We start from the raw sequence: 20,363 nt of genomic DNA, 5'->3' as shown, positions 1-20,363 counted from the left end.
GATTTTATCGAAACGGAGTTTGGCATGAGCCTGAAATTTGGGACGAGCGGCCTTCGCGGCCTGTCTGTCGATCTGAAAGGAAAGGCCTCGGCCGTCTACGCAACGGCATTTGCAAGGCACCTTCTCACATCGGGTCAGGCAAAGGCGGGCGACCCCATTCTCGTGGCCCGCGATTTCCGCGATTCGAGCCCGGATGTTTCCGCAACCTGTATCGCCGCGCTGAAAAAGGCCGGCCTCATACCGCTCGATTGCGGCACCGTGCCGACACCGGCACTGGCGCTTTACGGACTTTCCCTCAAGGCCGGCGCGCTGATGATAACGGGTTCGCATATTCCGGCCGACCGCAACGGCATCAAGTTCTACCGCCCGGACGGCGAAATCGACAAACAGGACGAAACGGCGATCGCCGCACTCGCAGCCGAAGTCGAGGCTGAAGGGATTAACGACGAGGCCGCAACGGCGGACGACCATTCCGCAATTGCAGCCGAGCTCTTTTATGAGCGCAATGCCGCACTCCTGCCGGAAAAGGCGCTGTCGGGCCTGAAGATCGGCGTTTACCAGCACAGCACGGTGGCGCGCGATCTGTTCGTCGACGTTCTCGCCCACTATGGCGCCGAAGTTGTGTCGCTCGGCCGTTCCGAGACCTTCATTCCGGTCGATACCGAGGCGGTCTCCCCTGAAACGCTGGAGCTTCTCAAAAAATGGGCGCCGGAACACGGCCTCGATGCCATCGTTTCCGCCGATGGTGACGGCGACCGGCCCCTGCTTGCCGATGAAAACGGCGTGCCGCTGCGCGGCGACCTGATCGGATTGATTACGGCGAATTTTCTCGATGCCGGCGTGGTCGTCACCCCCGTCACCTCCAATTCCGGCATTGAGGCGAGCGGTTCGTTCAAGGTTATCCGCACCAGGGTCGGTTCGCCTTTCGTGATCGCCGGCATGGCACAGGCCCTTGCCGAAGGAAACAACGGCGTCATGGGTTTCGAGGCCAATGGCGGCCTTCTGACAGCCTCCACCTTCACATTGAACGGCAAACCGCTATCGCCCCTGCCGACGCGGGACAGCTTCCTGCCCATCCTCGCCGTATTGCTTCTCTCCGCCGAGCAGAAAAAGCCGCTATCGCAGATTGCCGCCGCCTATAACCTGCCGGTCGCGGCTGCGGATCGTCTGGAAAACTTCGCACAGGAAAAAAGCGCTGCCCTGATGACGCATCTGCGCGCCTCGCGGGATAATCTCGAAACCTTCCTAGCCCCCGTGGGCACGGTCAAGGCGCTGAGCGACATTGACGGCCTGCGCGTGGCGCTGACAGACGGCAGCACCATCCATTTCCGCCCGTCCGGCAATGCTCCGGAAATGCGCTGCTACGTCGAGGCCGCCAATCAGGACGAAGCCGAAACGCTGCTCAGCAAGGGCCTCGATCTCATCCGCAACTTTGGATGAGTGGATGGCGCCGAACGCTTGAAGCGGACGGCCACCATGAATGTCCCAGTGTCGCAAATGTCGCATCCCGTCTTTGCCTGTTGCTCTTCCCGCTCCGGAAAGCGATAAGGGCCGCAGGGTTCAAGGAGGCGGGATGTGAGCGGCGAGACCATTACCCTTTATGAAGCGATCGGCGGCGATGCCACAGTCAGAGCACTGACCCGGCGCTTCTACGAATTGATGGACACCCTGCCAGAGGCGGCGCATTGCCGCGCCATCCATCCAGCCGATCTTTCCGGCAGCGAAAGCAAGTTCTACGATTATCTGACCGGATATCTTGGCGGACCGCCGGTCTATGTCGAAAAACACGGCCACCCGATGTTGCGCAGGCGTCATTTCGTGGCCCCTATCGGACCCGCCGAGCGGGACGAATGGCTGCTCTGCTTTCGCCGCGCGATGGACGAGACCATCGAGAACGCAAAGCTCCGGGACATCATCTGGGGACCGGTGGAGCGGCTGGCCTTTCACATGCAAAATCAGGAAGCGAATAACCCATGACGACGGAAAGATTGCGCGCCTTGATTTTGCTGCTGGGCAGCCTTTTGGGTGCTGCCGGCGTCATGCTTGCCGCCGCCGCCACCCATACCGGCGAAACCTATATGCTTGGCAACGCCTCGACCATGGCGCTCGCCCATGCGCCAGTGCTTGTGGCACTGCATATCGGCGCGGACCGCATCAGAACCGCCATTCCGGCAGGGCTGATTCTTGGCTTCGGCACGGCGGTTTTTGTTGGTGATCTCGTCACCAGACATTTTTCCGGTCACAGCCTGTTTCCCTACGCGGCCCCCTTGGGTGGCCTCGGCATGATCGCGGGATGGCTGGTGCTTTGCGCCGGTGCATTTTTGAAGCCGAGGGGCTAAATCGGCATCAACACCGTTTCCAGTGAAACGACAGGATGTTGCCGCCACGTTGAGCCGCGTCACCGATTTCGAAGAACGGCTTTTCGCCCGGCTGGCGGGTGCGCAGATAGGGAAAAGCCAGCACATTGCCGCCGTCAGCTGCGGCGCGGTTGCGCCGCTCGCGTTCGCCGACGACTTCATACATCTCCGTCAGGGCCGGATCGGCGCCCTGATCGGCCATCTTGTGCAGCTCCACGCGGCAGGCCTCAGCCACCGCCTGCTCTGCATCCTTGAAATTATTGCGCTCGTCGCTCATCGTTTAAGGTCCGTTCATTCATCGTCTGCAGCGCTCGCTCCAGACTGGATTTGCTGCCATTGCGCAGCGGAATGAACGTCTTGCCGAATTTCTTGCAACCGGACTTTACCCGCAGACACGCATCGTGGCTGATACAGTCGATCGGGCAGAAAACGCAGTCGACGGAGGGAAGAACAGTGTCGATACGCGAGACCGCCTCACGCAATCCGCCATCGTGATGGATAAGCTCGGCGCCGAAATTGCTGGCGATCTGGCGAAGATGGGCAACCTGACAGTCACGGCCGCCAACATAAAGAAAGCTCTTCGGACCGGAAAGCTGCTGTTCGGCCACATCCTTTTCAGGTTGAGGCGCGCCCTTGCCCTGCTTGCCGCCGCGTTCGGCTTTCTTCTTTTCCTTGCGTGCCATTCCCTCACCTGCCGGTTGATTTTTTCATGCCCCGACGTTCGGGATGCCGGCACCATAATAAAGATGAGTTTTGGAGTAAAGTATAAAGGTGATAATTTTCCTCATGTTTTGACATAAAGAATCGATCACATATTCGCGATAACCTCACCAGATCAGTTGTTGATCTTCAATCCACCCATGAAAAGCTGCTCCAGGTGCCGGGCTGCATCCTCAAACCGGCCTTCGCCACCGTTCTTGTCGCCCAGCACGGCCCGCACCTGCACGTCGAAATCCGCATAGTGCTGCGTGGTCGACCAGATCGAGAAAATCAGGTGATAGGGATCGCATTTCGCCATCCGCCCGGCCTTGATCCAGACGCGGATTACCTCCGCCTTTTCATCCACCAGTTGCTTCAGCGGACCCTTCAGCTCATCCTCGATATGGGGCGCGCCCTGGAGGATTTCATTGGCAAACAGGCGGCTCTCGCGCGGAAAATCGCGCGACATTTCCAGCTTGCGGCGAATATAGGAGCGGATTTCGCTTTCAGGATTGCCCTCGGCATCGAAAGCCCTGAGCGGATCCAGCCAGGTATCCAGCACCCGCTCGATCAACGCGCGATGCATCGCCTCCTTGGTGCGGAAATAATAAAGTACGTTCGGTTTCGACATGCCGGCCGCCTCGGCAATCTGGTCGATGGTGGAACCGCGAAAGCCGTTGGTGGAAAACACACTCAGCGCGGCCTCAAGAATCGCTTCCTGCTTTTCTTCCTGAATGCGGGTCCGCTTCTGTGTTTTCGCTGCGCGCGGTATGGCCATACTCTACTCTCTGTGTTTCTTTTCGATGCAATTGCCGCTACAGTATGCTTAAAAAATAATCGCCGCGTACAGTTTAGGCAAAATTAGTGCGATTCGTCACGAAAATCCCTTGCTGACGTCATGGCGAATTTGCAATGTTTACCAGCCGGTCAATTTATCCACCATCGCCATCACAAGGCAATGGCTGTTATCTTAACCGGCAAAAACGGGAACGGCACAAGCTTTGCTTCGATAAAAACAAAACAGGTGAGGACGACACTTCATGGCAGCGGGTAAGAACTTGACGGTCAATGGCGACCGTCTGTGGGACAGTCTGATGGACATGGCGAAAATCGGCCCCGGCATTGCCGGCGGCAATAATCGCCGCACGCTGACGGATGAAGATGCTGAAGGCCGCAGCCTGTTCAAGAGCTGGTGCGAAGCGGCCGGCCTCACGATGGGCGTCGACAAGATGGGCACGATGTTCGCCACCCGCCCCGGCGAGGACCCGGATGCACTGCCGGTCTACATCGGCAGCCATCTCGACACCCAGCCAACCGGCGGCAAGTTCGATGGCGTTCTCGGTGTGCTGGCTGGACTGGAAGTCGTGCGAAGCCTGAACGATCTCAACATAAAAACGAAACACCCTGTTGTCGTTACCAACTGGTCCAATGAGGAAGGCGCGCGCTTTGCCCCGGCCATGCTGGCTTCCGGCGTCTTCGCCGGCATTCACGATCTCGATTACGCCTATAGCCGCACCGATACCGACGGCAAGACCTATGGCGACGAGCTGAAGCGCATCGGCTGGCTGGGTGAGGAAGAGGTGGGCGCCCGCAAGATGCACGCCTATTTCGAATATCATATCGAACAGGGGCCTATCCTCGAGGCGGAAGGCAAGCAGATCGGCGTCGTTACCCATGGTCAGGGCCTGTGGTGGCTGGAAGTGACGCTGACAGGCAAGGAGGCGCATACCGGCTCGACGCCGATGGCCATGCGCGTCAATGCTGGCCTCGCCGCCGCCCGCATCCTCGAAAAGGTGCAGGAAGTGGCGATGGCCCACCAGCCGGGCGCCGTCGCCGGCGTCGGCCAGATGATCTTCACGCCCAATTCCCGCAATGTGCTGCCCGGCAAGGTGGTTTTCACCATCGACCTCAGAACCCCCTCGCAGGCGAAACTCGACAACATGCGCGCCATCTTCGAACGCGAGGTGCCAGTTATCGCCGAAGAACTCGGCGTCGGCTGCTCAATCGAGGCCATCGGCCATTTCGATCCCGTCACGTTCGATCCAGTGCTGGTGGGCCGCGTGCGCGCTGCTGCCGAAAAGCTGGGCTACAGCCATATGGACATCATTTCCGGCGCTGGCCATGATGCTTGCTGGACGGCAAGGGTTGCCCCCTCCACCATGATCTTCTGCCCCTGCGTGGACGGTCTTTCCCACAATGAAGCCGAAGACATCTCCTCCGAATGGGCCGCCGCGGGCTGCGACGTGCTGCTGCATGCGGTGCTGGAAACTGCGGAGATCGTGCAATGACCGCCACCATTATCAAGAACGGCACCATCGTCACCGCCGACCTGACCTACAAGGCCGATGTTAAAATCGAAGGCGGCAAGATCACAGAGATCGGACCCGATCTGACCGGCGGCACAGTGCTCGATGCCACGGGATGTTACGTCATGCCCGGCGGCATCGATCCGCATGTGCATCTGGAAATGCCCTTCATGGGCACTTATTCCGCCGATGATTTCGAGAGTGGCACGCGTGCCGCCCTTGCCGGGGGCACGACCATGGTGGTGGATTTTTGTCTGCCCGATCCCGGCCAGTCGCTGCTCGATGCCCTGCAAAGATGGGACAACAAGGCAACGCGAGCCAACTGCGATTATTCCTTCCACATGGCCGTTACCTGGTGGGGCGAGCAGGTCTTCAGCGAGATGAAGACTGTGGTTCAGGAAAAGGGCATCAATTCGTTCAAGCACTTCATGGCCTACAAGGGCGCGTTGATGGTGAATGACGACGAGATGTTCGCCTCCTTCTCGCGCTGCGCCGAGCTTGGCGCCATTCCCTTCGTGCATGCGGAAAACGGCGATATCGTTGCGCAGATGCAGGAAAAGCTGATGGCGGAAGGCAATGTCGGGCCGGAAGCGCATGCCTATTCACGGCCGCCCTCCGTCGAAGGTGAGGCCACCAACCGCGCCATCATCATTGCCGATATGGCCGGTGCGCCGCTTTATGTCGTTCATACATCCTGCGAGCAGGCACATGAAGCCATCCGCCGTGCGCGTCAGAACGGCATGCGCGTTTATGGCGAACCGCTGATCCAGCATCTCATCCTCGACGAAAGCGAATATGCCAATGCCGACTGGGACCATGCTGCCCGCCGGGTCATGTCGCCACCCTTCCGCAACCGCCAGCATCAGGATAGCCTCTGGGCGGGTCTCGCCTCCGGCTCGCTGCAATGCGTGGCGACCGACCATTGCGCCTTCACCACCGACCAGAAACGCTTTGGCCTCGGTGATTTCCGCAAGATCCCCAATGGCACCGGCGGGCTGGAAGATCGCATGCCGCTGCTCTGGACCCATGGCGTGGCGACCGGCCGGCTGACGATGAACGAATTCGTCGCCGTGACCTCCACCAATATTGCAAAAATCCTCAACATCTATCCGAAAAAGGGCGCGATCCTCGTCGGCAGCGATGCCGATATCGTCGTCTGGGACCCGGCGCGGGAAAAGACCATCCGCGCGGAAAACCAGCAATCGGCCATCGATTACAACGTGTTCGAAGGACAGAAGGTCAAGGGCCTACCGCGCTTCACCCTGTCGCGCGGCATCGTCAGCATCGAGGAAAGCACGGTGAAGACGCAGGAAGGTCACGGCACGTTCGTCGCCCGTGATCCCTATCCCGCCGTCAGCAAGGCGCTGTCCACATGGAAAGAGCTCGTCGCGCCACGCAAGGTGGAACGCAGCGGCATCCCGGCATCGGGTGTATGACCTTGAGCACCGATCCGAAACGCGAAATCGTCATCGCTGCCGCCGTTCTCCTGAATGCGCGGCGGCAAATGCTTGTCGTGCGCAAGCGCGGCACCACGCAATTCATGCAGCCGGGCGGCAAGATCGATCCGGGTGAAACGCCTGAGCAGGCGCTTCACCGTGAACTTGCCGAGGAAATCGGCCTCACGCTTCCTGAAAATGCCGCGCGATATGAGGGCATCTTTCGGGAGGAGGCCGCCAATGAGACAGGGGCGGAGGTCGTGGCCCATGCCTTCGTCGCCCAACTGAATATCGACGTTATCCCACAGGCCGAGATAGAGGAGGTGCGCTGGCTCGATCTGGATGCGGCCTCCAATCTGCCGATCGCCAAACTCACGGAAACACGTATGCTGCCGCTGGCACGCGCAGCCCTGACGGAAAGTGGAAAAAAGCCACGATGAACCAAGCCTCGTCCTATTCCGTCGTTTCCGCCAGAAATCTCGGCCTCACCTTCGAAACCGGCGATGGCCCGGTGCACGCGCTTTCCAATGTCGATCTGGAGGTCGGCAAGGGCGAGTTCGTCTCCTTCATCGGCCCTTCCGGCTGCGGTAAGACCACGTTCCTGCGGGTGATTGCCGATCTAGAAAAGCACACATCCGGCAATATCACCGTCAATGGCACCACGCCGGAAAACGCCCGCAAGGACCGATCTTACGGTTATGTCTTTCAGGCCGCCGCACTCTATCCGTGGCGGACCATCGAAAAGAACATTGCGCTGCCGCTCGAAATCATGGGCTATACGAAGGCCGAACAGAGGGAGCGCATCGACCGCACGCTCGATCTCGTCAATCTCAGCGGTTTCAGCAAGAAATACCCATGGCAGCTTTCCGGCGGCATGCAGCAGCGCGCCTCCATCGCCCGAGCGCTGGCCTTTGATGCCGACCTGCTGTTGATGGACGAACCCTTCGGCGCATTGGACGAGATCGTCCGCGACCATCTGAACGAACAGCTGCTGAAACTGTGGGATACGACCGGCAAGACCATCTGCTTCGTCACCCACTCCATCCCGGAAGCCGTTTATCTCTCGACCAAGATCGTCGTGATGTCACCACGGCCCGGCCGGGTAACGGATATCATCGAATCCACGCTGCCAAGGGAAAGGCCGCTTGAGATCAGGGAGACGCCGGAATTTCTGGCAATTGCGCATCGCGTGCGTGAGGGATTGAAGGCGGGGCATAGCTATGAGGGATGAGGTCAGCGCCAGCATTACCCCCCATCAACCGAGGGCAACCCGATGACCCTCCTCCGCCACCGCGTCCTCCCCATCCTCACCGTCCTCCTCGCCATCCTCATCGTCTGGCACCTTTCCGTCATCTACCTCAACATGCCCTTCGTCCGCGATCAGGCAAACCGCGCCGGCCAGACGCCGAGCTTCATGGAGCTTCTGCCGCAAACCTTCGCACAGGAGCGCCCGGTTCTCCCCGCCCCGCACCAGATCATCGCGGAACTGTGGGACACCACCGTCAACAAGGCGATCACCTCGAAGCGCAGCCTCGTTTATCACGCGGGCGTCACGCTTTCGGCCACGCTCCTCGGTTTCGCCATCGGCGCGGTGCTCGGCATCCTGCTCGCCGTCGCCATCATCCACAACCGCGCCATGGACCGCTCGGTCATGCCGTGGATCATCGCCAGCCAGACCATCCCCATCCTTGCCGTCGCGCCGATGATCATCGTCGTCCTGAATTCCATCGGCATTTCCGGGCTGTTGCCCAAGGCGCTGATTTCCACCTATCTCTCGTTCTTCCCGATTGTCGTCGGCATGGTGAAGGGCCTCAGAAGCCCCGAAACCATCCAGCTGGACCTGATGCACACCTATAATGCCTCGCCCGCACAAATCTTCTGGAAGCTGCGCTGGCCGTCTGCCCTGCCCTATCTCTTCACCTCTCTGAAGATCGCCATCGCGATTGCGCTGGTCGGGGCCATCGTCGGCGAATTGCCAACGGGCGCTGTCGCCGGTCTCGGCGCGCGTCTGCTCTCCGGCTCCTATTACGGCCAGACCGTGCAGATATGGGCAGCGCTGTTCATGGCCGCCGGTGTGGCCGCCATTCTGGTCTCGATCATCGGCATCGCTCACGCAGCCGTCCTCAAGAGAATGGGAGCGCGGCCATGACAAATCCCGTCTGGTTTATTGGCGCAATCCTGTTCTGGCTTGCCACCTGGGCCTGCAACGAATGGCTGGTGCGCCACATCTTCGCATCACAGTTGGCAAAGCAAATGAGCCGCATGGCAGTACCGCTTCTCTTCGGGCTGGCTATTCTCGCGCTTTGGGAAGGTGTGGTGCGCGGCTTCTCCGTCCCCCCCATCTTGCTGCCTGCCCCGAGCGCCATCCTCGCCCGCCTTCTCGGCTCGCTACCGATCCTCTGGGCGGATTTCCGCCAGACCTTCCTCAAATCGGTGCTGACAGGTTATGTGCTCGGCTGCGGCCTCGGTTTCATCGTCGCCATCCTCATCGATCGTTCACCCTTCCTCCAGCGCGGGCTGCTGCCCATCGGCAATTTCGTCTCCGCTTTGCCAGTGGTCGGCATCGCGCCGATCATGGTCATGTGGTTCGGCTTCGACTGGCAGTCGAAAGTGGCTGTCGTCGTCATCATGACGTTTTTCCCGATGCTGGTGAACACGGTTCAAGGGCTTGCTGCCTCCAGCCACATGGAACGCGACCTGATGCGCACCTATGCCGCAGGCTGGGGGCAGACATTGCTGAAACTGCGCCTGCCCGCCGCCTGGCCCTTCATCTTCAACGCCCTGAAGATCAATTCCACACTGGCGCTGATCGGCGCCATCGTCGCGGAATTCTTCGGCACGCCCATCGTCGGCATGGGTTTTCGCATCTCGGCGGAAACGGGCCGCAGCAATGTCGATATGGTCTGGGCAGAAATTGCCGTGGCGGCGCTCGCAGGCTCAGGATTTTACGGTCTGGTGGCGCTCATCGAGCGCGCCGTCACCTTCTGGCATCCGTCCGTCCGTGGGGGACGAACGTAAATAACGAAAAAGGGAACAGCGATGAAAATGAAACTTGCCTCCATGCTTCTTGCCGGCGCGTCACTTCTGAGCGCATTTGAGGCTCAGGCCGCCGACAAGATCACCCTGCAGCTGAAATGGGTCACCCAGGCGCAGTTCGCCGGTTATTACGTCGCCAAGGACAAGGGCTTTTATGAAGCCGAAGGCCTCGATGTCGATATCAAGCCGGGCGGACCGGATATTGCGCCTGCGCAGGTTCTGGCCGGCGGTGGCGCGGATGTGATCGTCGACTGGATGCCATCGGCACTCGCCACCCGCGAAAAGGGCGTGCCGCTCGTCAACATCGCCCAGCCGTTCAAAACGTCAGGCATGATGCTGACCTGCCTCAAGGAAACCGGCATTACCAAGCCGGAAGATTTCAAGGGCAAGACGCTCGGCGTCTGGTTCTTCGGCAATGAATATCCGTTCCTCTCGTGGATGGCGCACCTGAAAATTCCGACCACCGGCGGCGCGGATGGCGTCACCGTCCTCAAGCAGGGTTTCAACGTCGATCCGCTGCTGCAAAAGCAGGCCGCATGCATTTCCACCATGACCTATAATGAATACTGGCAGGTCATTGATGCCGGCATCAAGCCGGAGGAACTCGTCACCTTCAAATATGAGGACGAAGGCGTGGCAACGCTGGAGGACGGGCTCTACGTTCTCGAAGACAAGCTGAAGGACGCCAAGTTCAAGCAAGACATGGTCAAATTTGTCCGCGCTTCCATGAAGGGCTGGAAGTGGGCGGAAGAACACCCTGACGATGCAGCAGGTATCGTTCTTGAAAATGACGCCTCCGGCGCCCAGACCGAAAAGCACCAGAAGCGCATGATGGGCGAAGTCGCCAAGCTGACAGCCGGCTCGAAGGGCGCGCTGGACAAGGCGGATTACGAGCGCACCGTCAAGACGCTGCTCGGCGGCGGTTCCGATCCCGTCATCACCAAGGAGCCGACAGGCGCCTACACCACTGAAATCACCGATGCGGCGCTGAAATAGTCACGTCGAAGCCGAAAACATGGAAACGCGCGGCCATCACCGCGCGTTTTTTTGCGCGCTGGTGACCCGTTTGATGAATTACAACACTCGGCCATATACAAAAATGTATATCAACCCTCGAGGCTATGCGGATTGATTTGTATAGCAACAACAATTAGAGTCCCCGCCAACAAGACTGCCGAATTTGATCTTGTAAAAAAGCACGAGGCAAAGGTGCTTAAGATTCGCGTTGAGGGGCGTTTGAATCGGGAGGATCGAGAAGGAAGTATTGTGATCCCTTGTTTCACATTCGTTGCCGCATGACCTTTTAAAACACGCCTTCAGGCTGAAGGACATGCGATCGAATATTGCGCGAGCCAAGACACATGCAGCATAAAGTCAAGTTTAACCGCTTTGTTTTCCTTCTTCTTTCCGCAACGGCCCTGCCATTTTCGGCCGTGGCCGAGGGAGAAGTGCCGGAACCGGTCAAACAGCAGAACCTGCCTTCCATCATCGTCGCGCACGCCGCAACACGCGATCTCGTGGACCGCATCATCGCCACCGGCACCATCAGGCCCGTGGACGAAATTTATGTACAGCCGCTGGTCGACGGCCTGTCGATCGACGAACTGAACGTCGATATCGGCGACAGGGTCGAGGCGAATGCGGTTCTGGCCGTGCTTTCCTCGGATAGTCTTCTCCTGCAAAAAAGCCAGCTTGAGGCCAACAGGGCCAAGGCGCAGGCCGCCGTTGCGCAATCCAAGGCGCAGGTTCTGGAGGCTGAGGCCAACAAGGCCGATGCCCTTCGCCAGCGCGACCGCGCCGCCAAGCTCGGCCAGAGCGGTTCCGGTTCCGTCTCCGAGACGGAAAAAACCGAGGCCGCTGCCCAGGTTGCGCAGGCACGCCTTGATGCCGCCAAGCAGACCGTTTCCGCCGGAGAGGCAGACATCAAGGTCGTGGACGCGCAGATTGACGACATCAATCTGAAACTGACGCGCACGGGCGTGAAGACCCCCGTCACCGGCATCGTTTCCGCCAAGAATGCCAAGGTCGGCGCCATCGCCAGCGGCGCGGGAAACCCGCTTTTCACGATCATCAAGGACGGCGCGATCGAGCTTGTCGCCGATCTTTCCGAGACCGACATCCAGCGGGTGAAGGCCGGCCAGAAAGCTTTCTTGACGGTTGCCGGCGGAGCCCAAAAAATTGAGGGCAAGGTGCGTCTCGTTTCGCCGACCGTCGATCCGGCAACGCGCCTTGGTTCCGTGCATGTGGTGCTGCCGACGGACAGCCCGGCACGGTCGGGCATGTATGCCAGCGCGGAGATCATCGTAAAAGAGACGAACGCGCTTGCCCTGCCGCTTTCGGCCGTCACCTCCGGGCGTGAAGGCTCGACCACCCGCAAGGTGGAAGGCGACATCGTCAAGCAGGTGAAGATCGAGACCGGCATTGAAGACAGCGGTTTCATCGAGATTGTCAGCGGACTTGCCGCTGGTGACAAGGTTGTCGAGAAAGCTGGAGCATTCGTGCGTGATGGTGACCGGATAAGACCGGTGGAAGCCCAGACGGCTGCGTCCAACTGACTGAGGGAATGAAATGAACTTCTCCGCATGGTCAATCCGTAACCCGATTGCGCCGCTTCTCGGCTTCGCGCTTTTGATGTTCCTCGGCATCCAGGCCTTCAACGCCCTGCCGATCACCCGTTTTCCGAATATCGACGTTCCCGTCGTTGCCGTCACCGTGACCCAGAGCGGCGCTTCGCCGTCCGAGCTGGAAATGCAGGTGACGAAGGAGATCGAAGATGCCGTCGCTGCCATTAGCGGCGTCGACGAAATCCAGTCGACCGTCACCGACGGACAATCCCTGACAACCGTCGTCTTCCGCATCGAAAAGCCGACGGAAGAGGCGGTTCAGGACGTCAAGGACGCTATCGACAAGATCCGCAGCGATCTGCCATCCGACATCGAAGTGCCTGTTGTCAGCAAGATCGACGTGGAAGGCCAGGCAATCCAGACCTTTGCCGTCTCCTCGCCGAACATGACGCTGGAAGAACTGTCCTGGTTCGTGGATGACACCATCAAGCGTTCGCTGCAGGGCAAGTCCGGCATCGGCAAGGTCGACCGTTACGGCGGCGCCGACCGCGAAGTGCGCGTTTCGCTCAGCCCCGAAAAGCTCGACGCCTACGGCATCACCGCAAGCGAAGTGAACGGCCAGCTGCGCGGCACCAATATCGACCTCGGCTCCGGCCGCGGCCAGGTTGGCGGCAACGAACAGACGATCCGCACGCTCGGCGACACCCGCGACGTCACCCAGCTTGCCAACACCACCATCGCGCTCTCCAATGGCCGTTTCGTAAAGCTCGCCGAACTTGGCACCGTCACGGACACCTATGAGGAGCAGAAGTCCTTCTCGCGCTTCAACGGCAACCCCGCTGTCACCTTTGCGGTGTTCCGCTCCAAGGGCGCCAGCGAGGTTTCGGTCGCCAAAACCGTGGCCGAAAGCCTCGATCAGGTCCGCAAGGACCATCCCGACGTCGCGATCCAGATGGTCGATGACGCCGTCTACTTCACCTATGGCAACTATACGGCAGCGCTCGATACGCTGATCGAAGGCGCGGTCCTCGCCGTCATCGTGGTTCTGCTGTTCCTCAGGAACTGGCGCGCTACCCTGATTGCCGCCGTGGCCCTGCCGCTCTCCGCGATCCCGACATTCTGGATCATGGACATCATGGGCTTCTCGCTCAACCTCGTCAGCTTCCTCGCATTGACGCTCGCCACGGGTATTCTCGTGGACGACGCCATCGTGGAAATCGAGAACATCGCCCGCCACATCAAGATGGGCAAGACGCCGTATCGCGCCTCGCTGGAAGCCGCAGACGAAATCGGCCTTGCCGTCATCGCCACCAGCTTCACCATCATCGCCGTCTTCGTACCCGTGTCGTTCATGCCAGGCATTCCCGGCCAGTACTTCATCCAGTTCGGTCTGACGGTCGCCTTCTCGGTGTTCTTCTCGCTGGCGGTCGCCCGCCTCATCACGCCCTTGATGGCCGCCTACCTGATGCGCGCCGAAGACGCGATGGACGACCATGCCGACAATGACGGCTGGCTGATGAAAGCCTATACGCGCATGGTTTCCGCCACCACCTCCAAATGGTGGGCGCGTTACCTGACGCTGGTCGGCGCCATCGGCTTCCTCATTGCTTCCGTCATGCTTCTTAGCCAGGTGCCGGGCAGCTTCCTGCCGCCGGACGACGCCTCGCGCGTAACGCTTTCGGTGGAACTGCCGCCGAATGCGACGCTGGACGAGACAGACCGGACGACGACCGAAATCTTCCACGCCATCCGCGATATCAACGGTGTGGAAAGCGTCTTCATCCTCGGCGGCGCCTCGCCCAAGGGCGATCTGGAGCTTCGCCGCGCCACCGTCAACGTCATTCTCCAGCATATCGACCATTCGCTGCTGAAAACCCTTGTCAACAAGGGTCTCGGCTCGCTTCCGCTTGTCGGCCAATATCTTCCGAAGATCGAGGAAAAGGGCCGTGTCCGTCCGCAGTGGGATGTGGAGCGGGATATCTTCGCCAAGGTCCACAGCATTCCGGATGTACGCATCATCAAGCTGAACGACCGCGCGGAACGCGAACTGAGCTTCAACTTCCTCTCGTCCAACGAGAAGGATCTGAACGACGCCGTCGGCATTCTCGAAAGCCGCCTGCGCGCCTCGCCCATCCTTGCCAATGTCAGCTCGGAGGGAGCGCTTCCCCGTCCTGAACTGCAAATCCGCCCGCGCAAGGACGAGATCGCCCGCCTCGGAATCACGCCGCAGCAGATTTCGCAGACGGTGCGTGTCGCCACCATCGGTGACATCGACGCACAGTTGACGAAAATCTCGCTGGACGACCGGCAGATCCCGATCCGCGTGCAGGCATCCATCGATACCCGCCGTGACCTCGCCACCATCCGCGCGCTGAAGGTCAAGACCGCATCCGGTTCGCTGGTGCCGCTCTACAGTGTTGCCGATATCGACTATTCGGAAGGTCCAAGCTCGATCAAGCGCAACGACCGCAACCGCGTCGTCTCCATCGGCTCCGATGTACCGTTCGGCACAGCGCTCGATACGTCTACGGCGGAGTTCAAGCGGATCGTTTCGGAAACCGAACTGCCGGTAAGCGTTCGCCTTGCCGAAAGCGGCGATGCCAAGGTGCAGGGCGAAATGCAACAGGGCTTCGTCAACGCCATGCTGCTCGGCCTGCTTCTGGTGCTGGTGGTGCTTATCCTTCTGTTCAAGGATATCATCCAGCCCTTCACCATCCTGTTCTCACTGCCGCTCGCCATTGGCGGCGTGGCTGTGGCGCTCATCATCACGCAGAACGCGCTTTCCATGCCCGTTCTCATCGGCATTCTGATGCTGATGGGTATCGTGACGAAAAACGCCATCCTTCTGGTGGACTTCGCCATTGAAATGCGCCGGCACGGCATGGAACGGGTGCATGCCATGGTCGAGGCCGGCCGCAAGCGCGCCCGCCCGATCATCATGACCTCCATCGCCATGTCGGCGGGCATGTTGCCCTCGGCACTTGGCGTCGGCGAAGGCGGCTCCTTCCGCGCGCCGATGGCGATTGCGGTGATCGGTGGCATCATCGTCTCCACGGTGCTGTCCCTGATCGTGGTCCCCGCCTTCTTCCTGATCATGGATGACCTGTCGCGCCTGCTCGCCCACCTCTTCGGCCGCTTTGTCGGCAAGAAGGAAGAGGAGGAAGAGTCGCTCTCCAACGAAAAACTCTCGGAGATCGCCCGCGAAAACAGCCTGGCGCTCTCCTCGCTGGAAGCGCGCGTTGCCGGCATGGAAAAAGGCTCCGGTGAAAAATCCGGTGACAAGGGCAGCAATATATTGCGGTTGCCGCCGCTCGCTGCCGAGTGAAAGTTGAAACGCCGGGTCCAGTGCCCGGCGTTTCCTTTTGTGGTGCGTTTGCTTGGTCGCGACTGCGTTGTGGCTAGCTTCTTCTCCACGTAGGGGAGAAGAGATAGGTCGCACCCACTCGCTCCACATTTCCCTGCTCCACGCACACCAACGCCAAACCCATTTGATCGAAATCAATTCGCTTTTCAGGTGAACTGCTAATCTCCCTCGCATCGGGAATTGCCGGTCGAAGGATAATGCGATGAGCTCTTTTCAGATAGGCGTGAGGGAAAAGGAACATCCCCGGTTTCGTATCGCTTCGGACAACCCGGCAAAAGGTTTGAGCGGGAGCCGGATGGACGTGAACAAGACCGTAAAGCTGAGCAACAGGGACAGGAACATTCTGCTGCGCGTGCCCCTGATAGGGATTGCGGATGAAGCGGCGGCGTTGAAACTGATGGAGGCGGCAACCGTCACCAATCTCAATGCCCGCCATGTGCTCTTCAAGGAGGGCGAGGCAGCGCAATATTTCTACTGTGTGCTGTCGGGCTATGTCCGCCTTTACCGGCTGGACAGGCACGGGCGCGAGGCGGATGTGCGTGTCAGCGGTCCGGGCGATACCTTCAACGAATGCCTGATCTTCGGCAGCGACAGCTATCGTTACAGCGCGCAGGCGGCGGAAAGCTGCACCGTGGCGCGTTTCGAACTGGCAAGAATCCGCAGCCTTGTGGATCAGGAACCGGCAATCGCCAAGGCCGTGATGCGCTGCCTCTCCAACAGCCTGCTCGGCACCATGGATTGCATTGCCAACGACCGGCTGCAAACCGCGCCGCAACGCGTTGCCCATTATCTGATCAATCAGGGGCCGCGCGACGCTACGTCCTTTTCGCTGCGTCTGCCGTTCCAGAAAAGCCTGCTCGCCGGCAAGCTCGGCCTTGCACCGGAAGCGCTGTCGCGCGCTTTCTCCGCACTGAAAAAGGCGGGCGTCACCGTTCGAGGCCGCATCGTGCAGGTCAATGATGTCGCGGCGCTGAAGCAGATTTGAAGAAGTACCGGGGAGAGGAAGAGGACGGGACGCCTACGGGTATCCCGTCCTCTAATTTTTTGTCGAGCAGGATATCAGACCGGCTGCGGCACGAAGCGGAAGCGATCGCCCTCTCGCTCGACGCGGAAAAACCCGCCAAGATGGCCGCCGGAAACCAGCCAGCCGTGATCGGCAACCTGGGTCAGCGCATCGAGACGTGTCGAGTATGCGGTTTCGGAATCGATATCATAGACGAAACCGATACCCGGATCGTCCGCCTGCAACGCGCTCACATGCAGCACATCGCCCCACAATAACAGCCGGTCATCGCCGTTACCGATGAGATAGCCGGTATGGCCAGGCGTATGGCCGGGCATGGCGATGGCCTCCATACCCTCGGCAATCCTGCCAGTTGGGATTGGCCGCAGCATGGCCCCACAAATGTCGAGCAGCCGGGCGGCAATATCGAAGGCGCCCTGCCTCGCAGGCGGCAATGTCTTGCGTGCATCCTCGCTGGTGAAAAAGGCAAGATCGGCCTCGGGCACCCATATGTCCGCATTGGGAAAATAAGGCTGGTCGCCGTCGATAAGTCCCAGCGCATGGTCGCCGTGAATATGGGTGAGGATAACACGGCGGACATCATCAGGCTGGATCCCAGCGGCAATCATCCCCGCACGGGCATGGCCGTAGGTCGGCCCCCAGGCCGTGCCGCAACCGGTGTCTATCAGCGAAATACCATCAGGCCCTGACAGCACAAAACAGTTGACGTCCATATCCACCGTTTCGCCCTCATGCCCGGCAAGCGCCGCCGCCAGCGCATCCGCGCCCTGCCGGTGGATGAGGTGGCCGACAGGCGCCTTGTAGACACCATCGACAAAACGGGAAACGTCATAGGGACCAAAACGGAGGGGCGTGGTCATGTCTCAGAGACCGCCCTGCTCTTTCAGGAAACCGACGATGCGATCGACACCCTCGCCGCGCTTCATGTCGGTAAAGACGAAAGGCATGGCATTGCGCATGCGGGTGGCATCACTGTCCATCACCGTCAGATCAGCGCCGACGTAAGGGGCAAGGTCTTTCTTGTTGATGACCAGCAGGTCCGAGCGGGTGATGCCCGGCCCGCCCTTGCGTGGAATTTCCTCGCCCTGACAGACGGAGATCACATAGATGGTGATATCGGCAAGATCGGGCGAGAAAGTCGCCGCAAGATTGTCGCCACCGGATTCGATGAAGACAACATCGAGATCGGGAAAGCGCGCATTGAGACCGGCAATCGCCTGCAGATTGATCGTCGCATCCTCACGGATGGCGGTATGCGGACATCCGCCCGTCTCCACTCCAACGATACGCTCGGACGGCAGCGCCTGCATGCGCACCAGCGCTTCCGCATCCTCCTTGGTGTAGATATCGTTGGTAACGACGGCGACGGAGTAATCGGCGCTCATAGCCTTGCAAAGCTTTTCCGTCAGCGCGGTCTTGCCGGAACCGACCGGCCCGCCAATGCCGACGCGCAGCGGACCGTTGCCCGATTTCATGCCCGATGTCACAACCATGTTCCCTTCAATATGCTTTGATGTTGTCCCACCATAACGCTTCGCACGACCGCTTCAAGGGCGGCAATGCTGCATTGCGGCGAGATATTCAGGAGCGGAAAAGCCGCGTTCCCTGCATCTCGTGCCGCATGGTCGCGGTGTCGGCGATAACAGTTGCGCTGCCGAGATCGTCGAGCGTGGATTGCAAGGCCCGTGCCGCCATTTCGCCGATCGACGCCTCGCTTGCAGCGAGAATGGCAACGCCGACCTTCTGCCCCGCGACGCCGAGGCGGATACCGGCGGAGACGATCTGCGAGACACCGGCATGCAGGAATGCGGCAACCGTTTCCCGAAGCGGCACGCCATGCCCTGCCGCCACCGCACCTATGGCAACAGGATAAGGAACCTCTTTCGGCAACAGCTCAAGAACCGCGTGCGGCCAGGCGCCGGCGGCGGAAACGAAGGCATCGCCGAGGAGCACCGTCTCGCGGTAGCGCTCCGCAGAACCGGCGAGCGCGCGAGCCAGATCCGCTGCTTCCTTCAGGGCGACGGCGTCCGTTCCATTACGCCAGGCATCAGCCAGAAATACCGCATCGTTCCACAGACTGCCGGAACGCAGAAGCACCTCCACCCAGCCGTAAAGACCGGCGGCATCACTGACGCGCCGGTCCTCCACCGCCTTTTCAAGTCCGCCAGAATAGGAAAAGCCGCCGACAGGAAAGGCCGGCGACATCCAGGCCATGAGCCGCAGCAGCGCGGCAACGCCGCGATCTTCGCTCATGCCTCAGCCATGGTCGTGATGGTGACCATGGTCATGCCCGTGACCGTGACCGTGGGAATGGCCGCCATGGGCGTGGTAAGCACCGCGCGCCGGCTGGAAAGGTTCTTCCACATCACGCACTGTGGCGCCAAGGCCTTCCAGCATGGCGCGGATCACGTGGTCACGCAGGATGAGAATACGCTCCTCCTCGATCTGCGCCGAAAGGTGCCGGTTGCCCAGATGCCAGGCAAGCTCGATCAGCTGAAGACGGTCCTTCGCCTTGATTTCGAACAGCTTTTCATCCGCAGCGCGAACCTCCACCAGATCACCGTTCTCCACCACCAGCAGGTCGCCATGGGCAAACAGCACAGCTTCCTTCAAATCCAACATCACCATCTCGTCATTCTGCAAATGCAGAAGTTTGCGGCGCAGATGCCGCTGGTCATGCGCGAGAGTGACATAACCGGAAGGTTCGTCGGCTGGAGTTCCGGCGGGGTGATAGGACGTGACGCGCAGCATGGGATGATCCATTTCAGAAACAGTCTTGGGGTTCCGATTGTTGACGGATAGCCTGGCCGATTTCAAGGCGTGTTTTCAGGTCGAACGCGTCTCGGAAAACGAAAAAGCCCGGCATCGCTGCCGGGCCTTGTCAAAAAAAGCAAACCGCAATCAGGCCGCAGCGCGGCTCTTCAGGTTTTCCAGAATGTTCTGCGGCGAGGAAACGCCGTAAGGGTCGGTATCGCTATTGTCGCAATAGCCCTCTTCCTCGAACCACTGCTCCACCAGACCGTCGTTGATGACGGCGGCGTAACGCCAGGAGCGCATGCCGAAACCGAGATTGTCCTTGGCGACCAGCATGCCCATCTTGCGGGTGAACTCGCCCGAACCGTCAGGAATGACCTTGACGTTTTCGAGGTTCTGGCCTTTTGCCCAGGCGTTCATCACGAAGGCATCGTTGACCGACAGGCAATAGATTTCATCGACGCCGAGCGCGCGGAATTCGCCCGCGAGCTTTTCGAAATCGGGAAGCTGGTAGGTCGAGCAAGTCGGCGTGAAAGCGCCGGGCAGCGAGAAAAGAACGACCTTTTTGCCCTTGAAGTAGTCGTCGGAGGTCATGTCCTGCCAACGGAAAGGGTTGGGGCCACCAACGGCCTCGTCGCGAACACGCGTGCGGAAGGCAACGGCGGGCACTTTTTTGCCGAGCATGTCTTGTCTCCTGATCTGTCTTCAATTTTCTGGCGTTTTGCACGGATCGCTTGGGACCGATCCGCACGGAATTCTTTTGCCGTTTCTTTAGCGCAAGATGCGCTGCGGTGCAGCATAAAAATCGGATTACCAGACGTCA

The 20,363-nt window shown here is 59.9% G+C and carries 20 protein-coding genes and 1 pseudogene; 13 read left to right on the top strand and 8 right to left on the bottom strand.

The genetic code is table 11. The annotated features are described in order from the left end of the window. Positions 1-24: 24 nt before the first annotated feature. The 3 genes from uppO (at position 25) to FB593_RS13015 (ending at position 2,339) form a co-directional block, all read left to right on the top strand. Positions 25-1,440, top strand: coding sequence for a polysaccharide biosynthesis phosphomannomutase UppO (gene uppO / locus FB593_RS13025; protein WP_145166659.1), 1,416 nt, complete (start codon positions 25-27; stop codon positions 1,438-1,440). A gap of 135 nt (positions 1,441-1,575) precedes the next feature. Continuing rightward, positions 1,576-1,977 (top strand): group II truncated hemoglobin, encoded by a 402-nt coding sequence (locus FB593_RS13020; protein ID WP_013636696.1) that lies wholly within the window; start codon positions 1,576-1,578, stop codon positions 1,975-1,977. Further along, the gene (locus tag FB593_RS13015) at positions 1,974-2,339 is read left to right on the top strand and encodes a DUF423 domain-containing protein (RefSeq protein ID WP_019565130.1); all 366 of its coding nucleotides are present in this window, start codon (positions 1,974-1,976) and stop codon (positions 2,337-2,339) included. Before FB593_RS13020 ends, FB593_RS13015 begins: the two co-directional genes overlap by 4 nt. A 7-nt stretch (positions 2,340-2,346) precedes the next feature. Here the strand turns inward: FB593_RS13015 and FB593_RS13010 are convergent, their stop codons facing one another. The 3 genes and pseudogenes from FB593_RS13010 to FB593_RS13000 form a co-directional block, all read right to left on the bottom strand. After that, complete coding sequence (locus FB593_RS13010; protein ID WP_111798644.1) at positions 2,347-2,634, bottom strand: hypothetical protein; 288 nt, start codon at positions 2,632-2,634, stop codon at positions 2,347-2,349. After that, positions 2,615-2,938, bottom strand: a pseudogene (locus FB593_RS13005) (DUF2325 domain-containing protein); the annotation flags it as partial. The pseudogene FB593_RS13005 and the gene FB593_RS13010, both read right to left, overlap by 20 nt. Before the next feature lie 254 nt (positions 2,939-3,192). After that, on the bottom strand, positions 3,193-3,834 hold the full coding sequence (locus FB593_RS13000; RefSeq protein WP_003513869.1) for a TetR family transcriptional regulator C-terminal domain-containing protein: 642 nt from the start codon (positions 3,832-3,834) through the stop codon (positions 3,193-3,195). A gap of 262 nt (positions 3,835-4,096) precedes the next feature. Between FB593_RS13000 and FB593_RS12995 the strand changes: the two genes are divergently transcribed. The 10 genes from FB593_RS12995 (at position 4,097) to FB593_RS12950 (ending at position 16,747) form a co-directional block, all read left to right on the top strand. Then, on the top strand, positions 4,097-5,344 hold the full coding sequence (locus FB593_RS12995) for a Zn-dependent hydrolase (protein WP_112497133.1): 1,248 nt from the start codon (positions 4,097-4,099) through the stop codon (positions 5,342-5,344). Then, positions 5,341-6,798 (top strand): dihydropyrimidinase, encoded by a 1,458-nt coding sequence (gene hydA, locus FB593_RS12990; protein ID WP_145166658.1) that lies wholly within the window; start codon positions 5,341-5,343, stop codon positions 6,796-6,798. Before FB593_RS12995 ends, hydA begins: the two co-directional genes overlap by 4 nt. Continuing rightward, positions 6,795-7,238: an NUDIX hydrolase gene (locus FB593_RS12985; protein ID WP_162760780.1), complete on the top strand. Its 444-nt coding sequence runs from the start codon at positions 6,795-6,797 to the stop codon at positions 7,236-7,238. Before hydA ends, FB593_RS12985 begins: the two co-directional genes overlap by 4 nt. Next, complete coding sequence (locus FB593_RS12980) at positions 7,235-8,029, top strand: ABC transporter ATP-binding protein (protein WP_113472916.1); 795 nt, start codon at positions 7,235-7,237, stop codon at positions 8,027-8,029. Before FB593_RS12985 ends, FB593_RS12980 begins: the two co-directional genes overlap by 4 nt. A 42-nt stretch (positions 8,030-8,071) precedes the next feature. Beyond that, positions 8,072-8,947 carry an ABC transporter permease gene (locus FB593_RS12975; protein WP_038491990.1) on the top strand — a complete coding sequence of 292 codons (876 nt, stop codon included), beginning with the start codon at positions 8,072-8,074 and terminating at the stop codon, positions 8,945-8,947. Next, positions 8,944-9,816 (top strand): ABC transporter permease, encoded by an 873-nt coding sequence (locus tag FB593_RS12970; RefSeq protein WP_113472915.1) that lies wholly within the window; start codon positions 8,944-8,946, stop codon positions 9,814-9,816. Before FB593_RS12975 ends, FB593_RS12970 begins: the two co-directional genes overlap by 4 nt. Before the next feature lie 21 nt (positions 9,817-9,837). Further along, complete coding sequence (locus FB593_RS12965) at positions 9,838-10,830, top strand: ABC transporter substrate-binding protein (protein WP_003513879.1); 993 nt, start codon at positions 9,838-9,840, stop codon at positions 10,828-10,830. A gap of 365 nt (positions 10,831-11,195) precedes the next feature. Continuing rightward, positions 11,196-12,389 carry an efflux RND transporter periplasmic adaptor subunit gene (locus FB593_RS12960; protein ID WP_113472914.1) on the top strand — a complete coding sequence of 398 codons (1,194 nt, stop codon included), beginning with the start codon at positions 11,196-11,198 and terminating at the stop codon, positions 12,387-12,389. Positions 12,390-12,402: 13 nt separating this feature from the next. Next, the gene (locus FB593_RS12955; protein ID WP_111784097.1) at positions 12,403-15,723 is read left to right on the top strand and encodes an efflux RND transporter permease subunit; all 3,321 of its coding nucleotides are present in this window, start codon (positions 12,403-12,405) and stop codon (positions 15,721-15,723) included. A 334-nt stretch (positions 15,724-16,057) separates the two neighbouring features. Next, positions 16,058-16,747, top strand: coding sequence for a Crp/Fnr family transcriptional regulator (locus tag FB593_RS12950; RefSeq protein WP_019565122.1), 690 nt, complete (start codon positions 16,058-16,060; stop codon positions 16,745-16,747). Between the two features lie 74 nt (positions 16,748-16,821). Here the strand turns inward: FB593_RS12950 and aidB are convergent, their stop codons facing one another. From aidB to FB593_RS12925, 5 genes are all read right to left on the bottom strand, one after another. After that, on the bottom strand, positions 16,822-17,646 hold the full coding sequence (gene aidB / locus FB593_RS12945; RefSeq protein WP_145166657.1) for an AidB family quorum-quenching N-acyl homoserine lactonase: 825 nt from the start codon (positions 17,644-17,646) through the stop codon (positions 16,822-16,824). Positions 17,647-17,649: 3 nt separating this feature from the next. After that, complete coding sequence (ureG, locus tag FB593_RS12940) at positions 17,650-18,261, bottom strand: urease accessory protein UreG (protein WP_013636707.1); 612 nt, start codon at positions 18,259-18,261, stop codon at positions 17,650-17,652. A gap of 106 nt (positions 18,262-18,367) precedes the next feature. After that, positions 18,368-19,039, bottom strand: a complete 672-nt coding sequence (locus FB593_RS12935) for an urease accessory protein UreF (protein ID WP_186447918.1) — start codon at positions 19,037-19,039, stop codon at positions 18,368-18,370. Between the two features lie 3 nt (positions 19,040-19,042). Then, complete coding sequence (gene ureE, locus FB593_RS12930; protein ID WP_003513892.1) at positions 19,043-19,537, bottom strand: urease accessory protein UreE; 495 nt, start codon at positions 19,535-19,537, stop codon at positions 19,043-19,045. Positions 19,538-19,687: 150 nt separating this feature from the next. Beyond that, a complete protein-coding gene (locus tag FB593_RS12925) occupies positions 19,688-20,224 on the bottom strand; it encodes a peroxiredoxin (RefSeq protein WP_145166655.1) in 537 nt (178 codons plus the stop codon). Positions 20,225-20,363: the final 139 nt, after the last annotated feature.

It is taken from the genome of Rhizobium sp. SJZ105 (assembly GCF_007828365.1).
Taxonomy (GTDB): Bacteria; Pseudomonadota; Alphaproteobacteria; order Rhizobiales; family Rhizobiaceae; genus Agrobacterium; species Agrobacterium tumefaciens.
The sequence above is the reverse complement of the archived record's forward strand: the minus strand, read 5'-3'. Positions and strand labels throughout refer to the sequence as shown.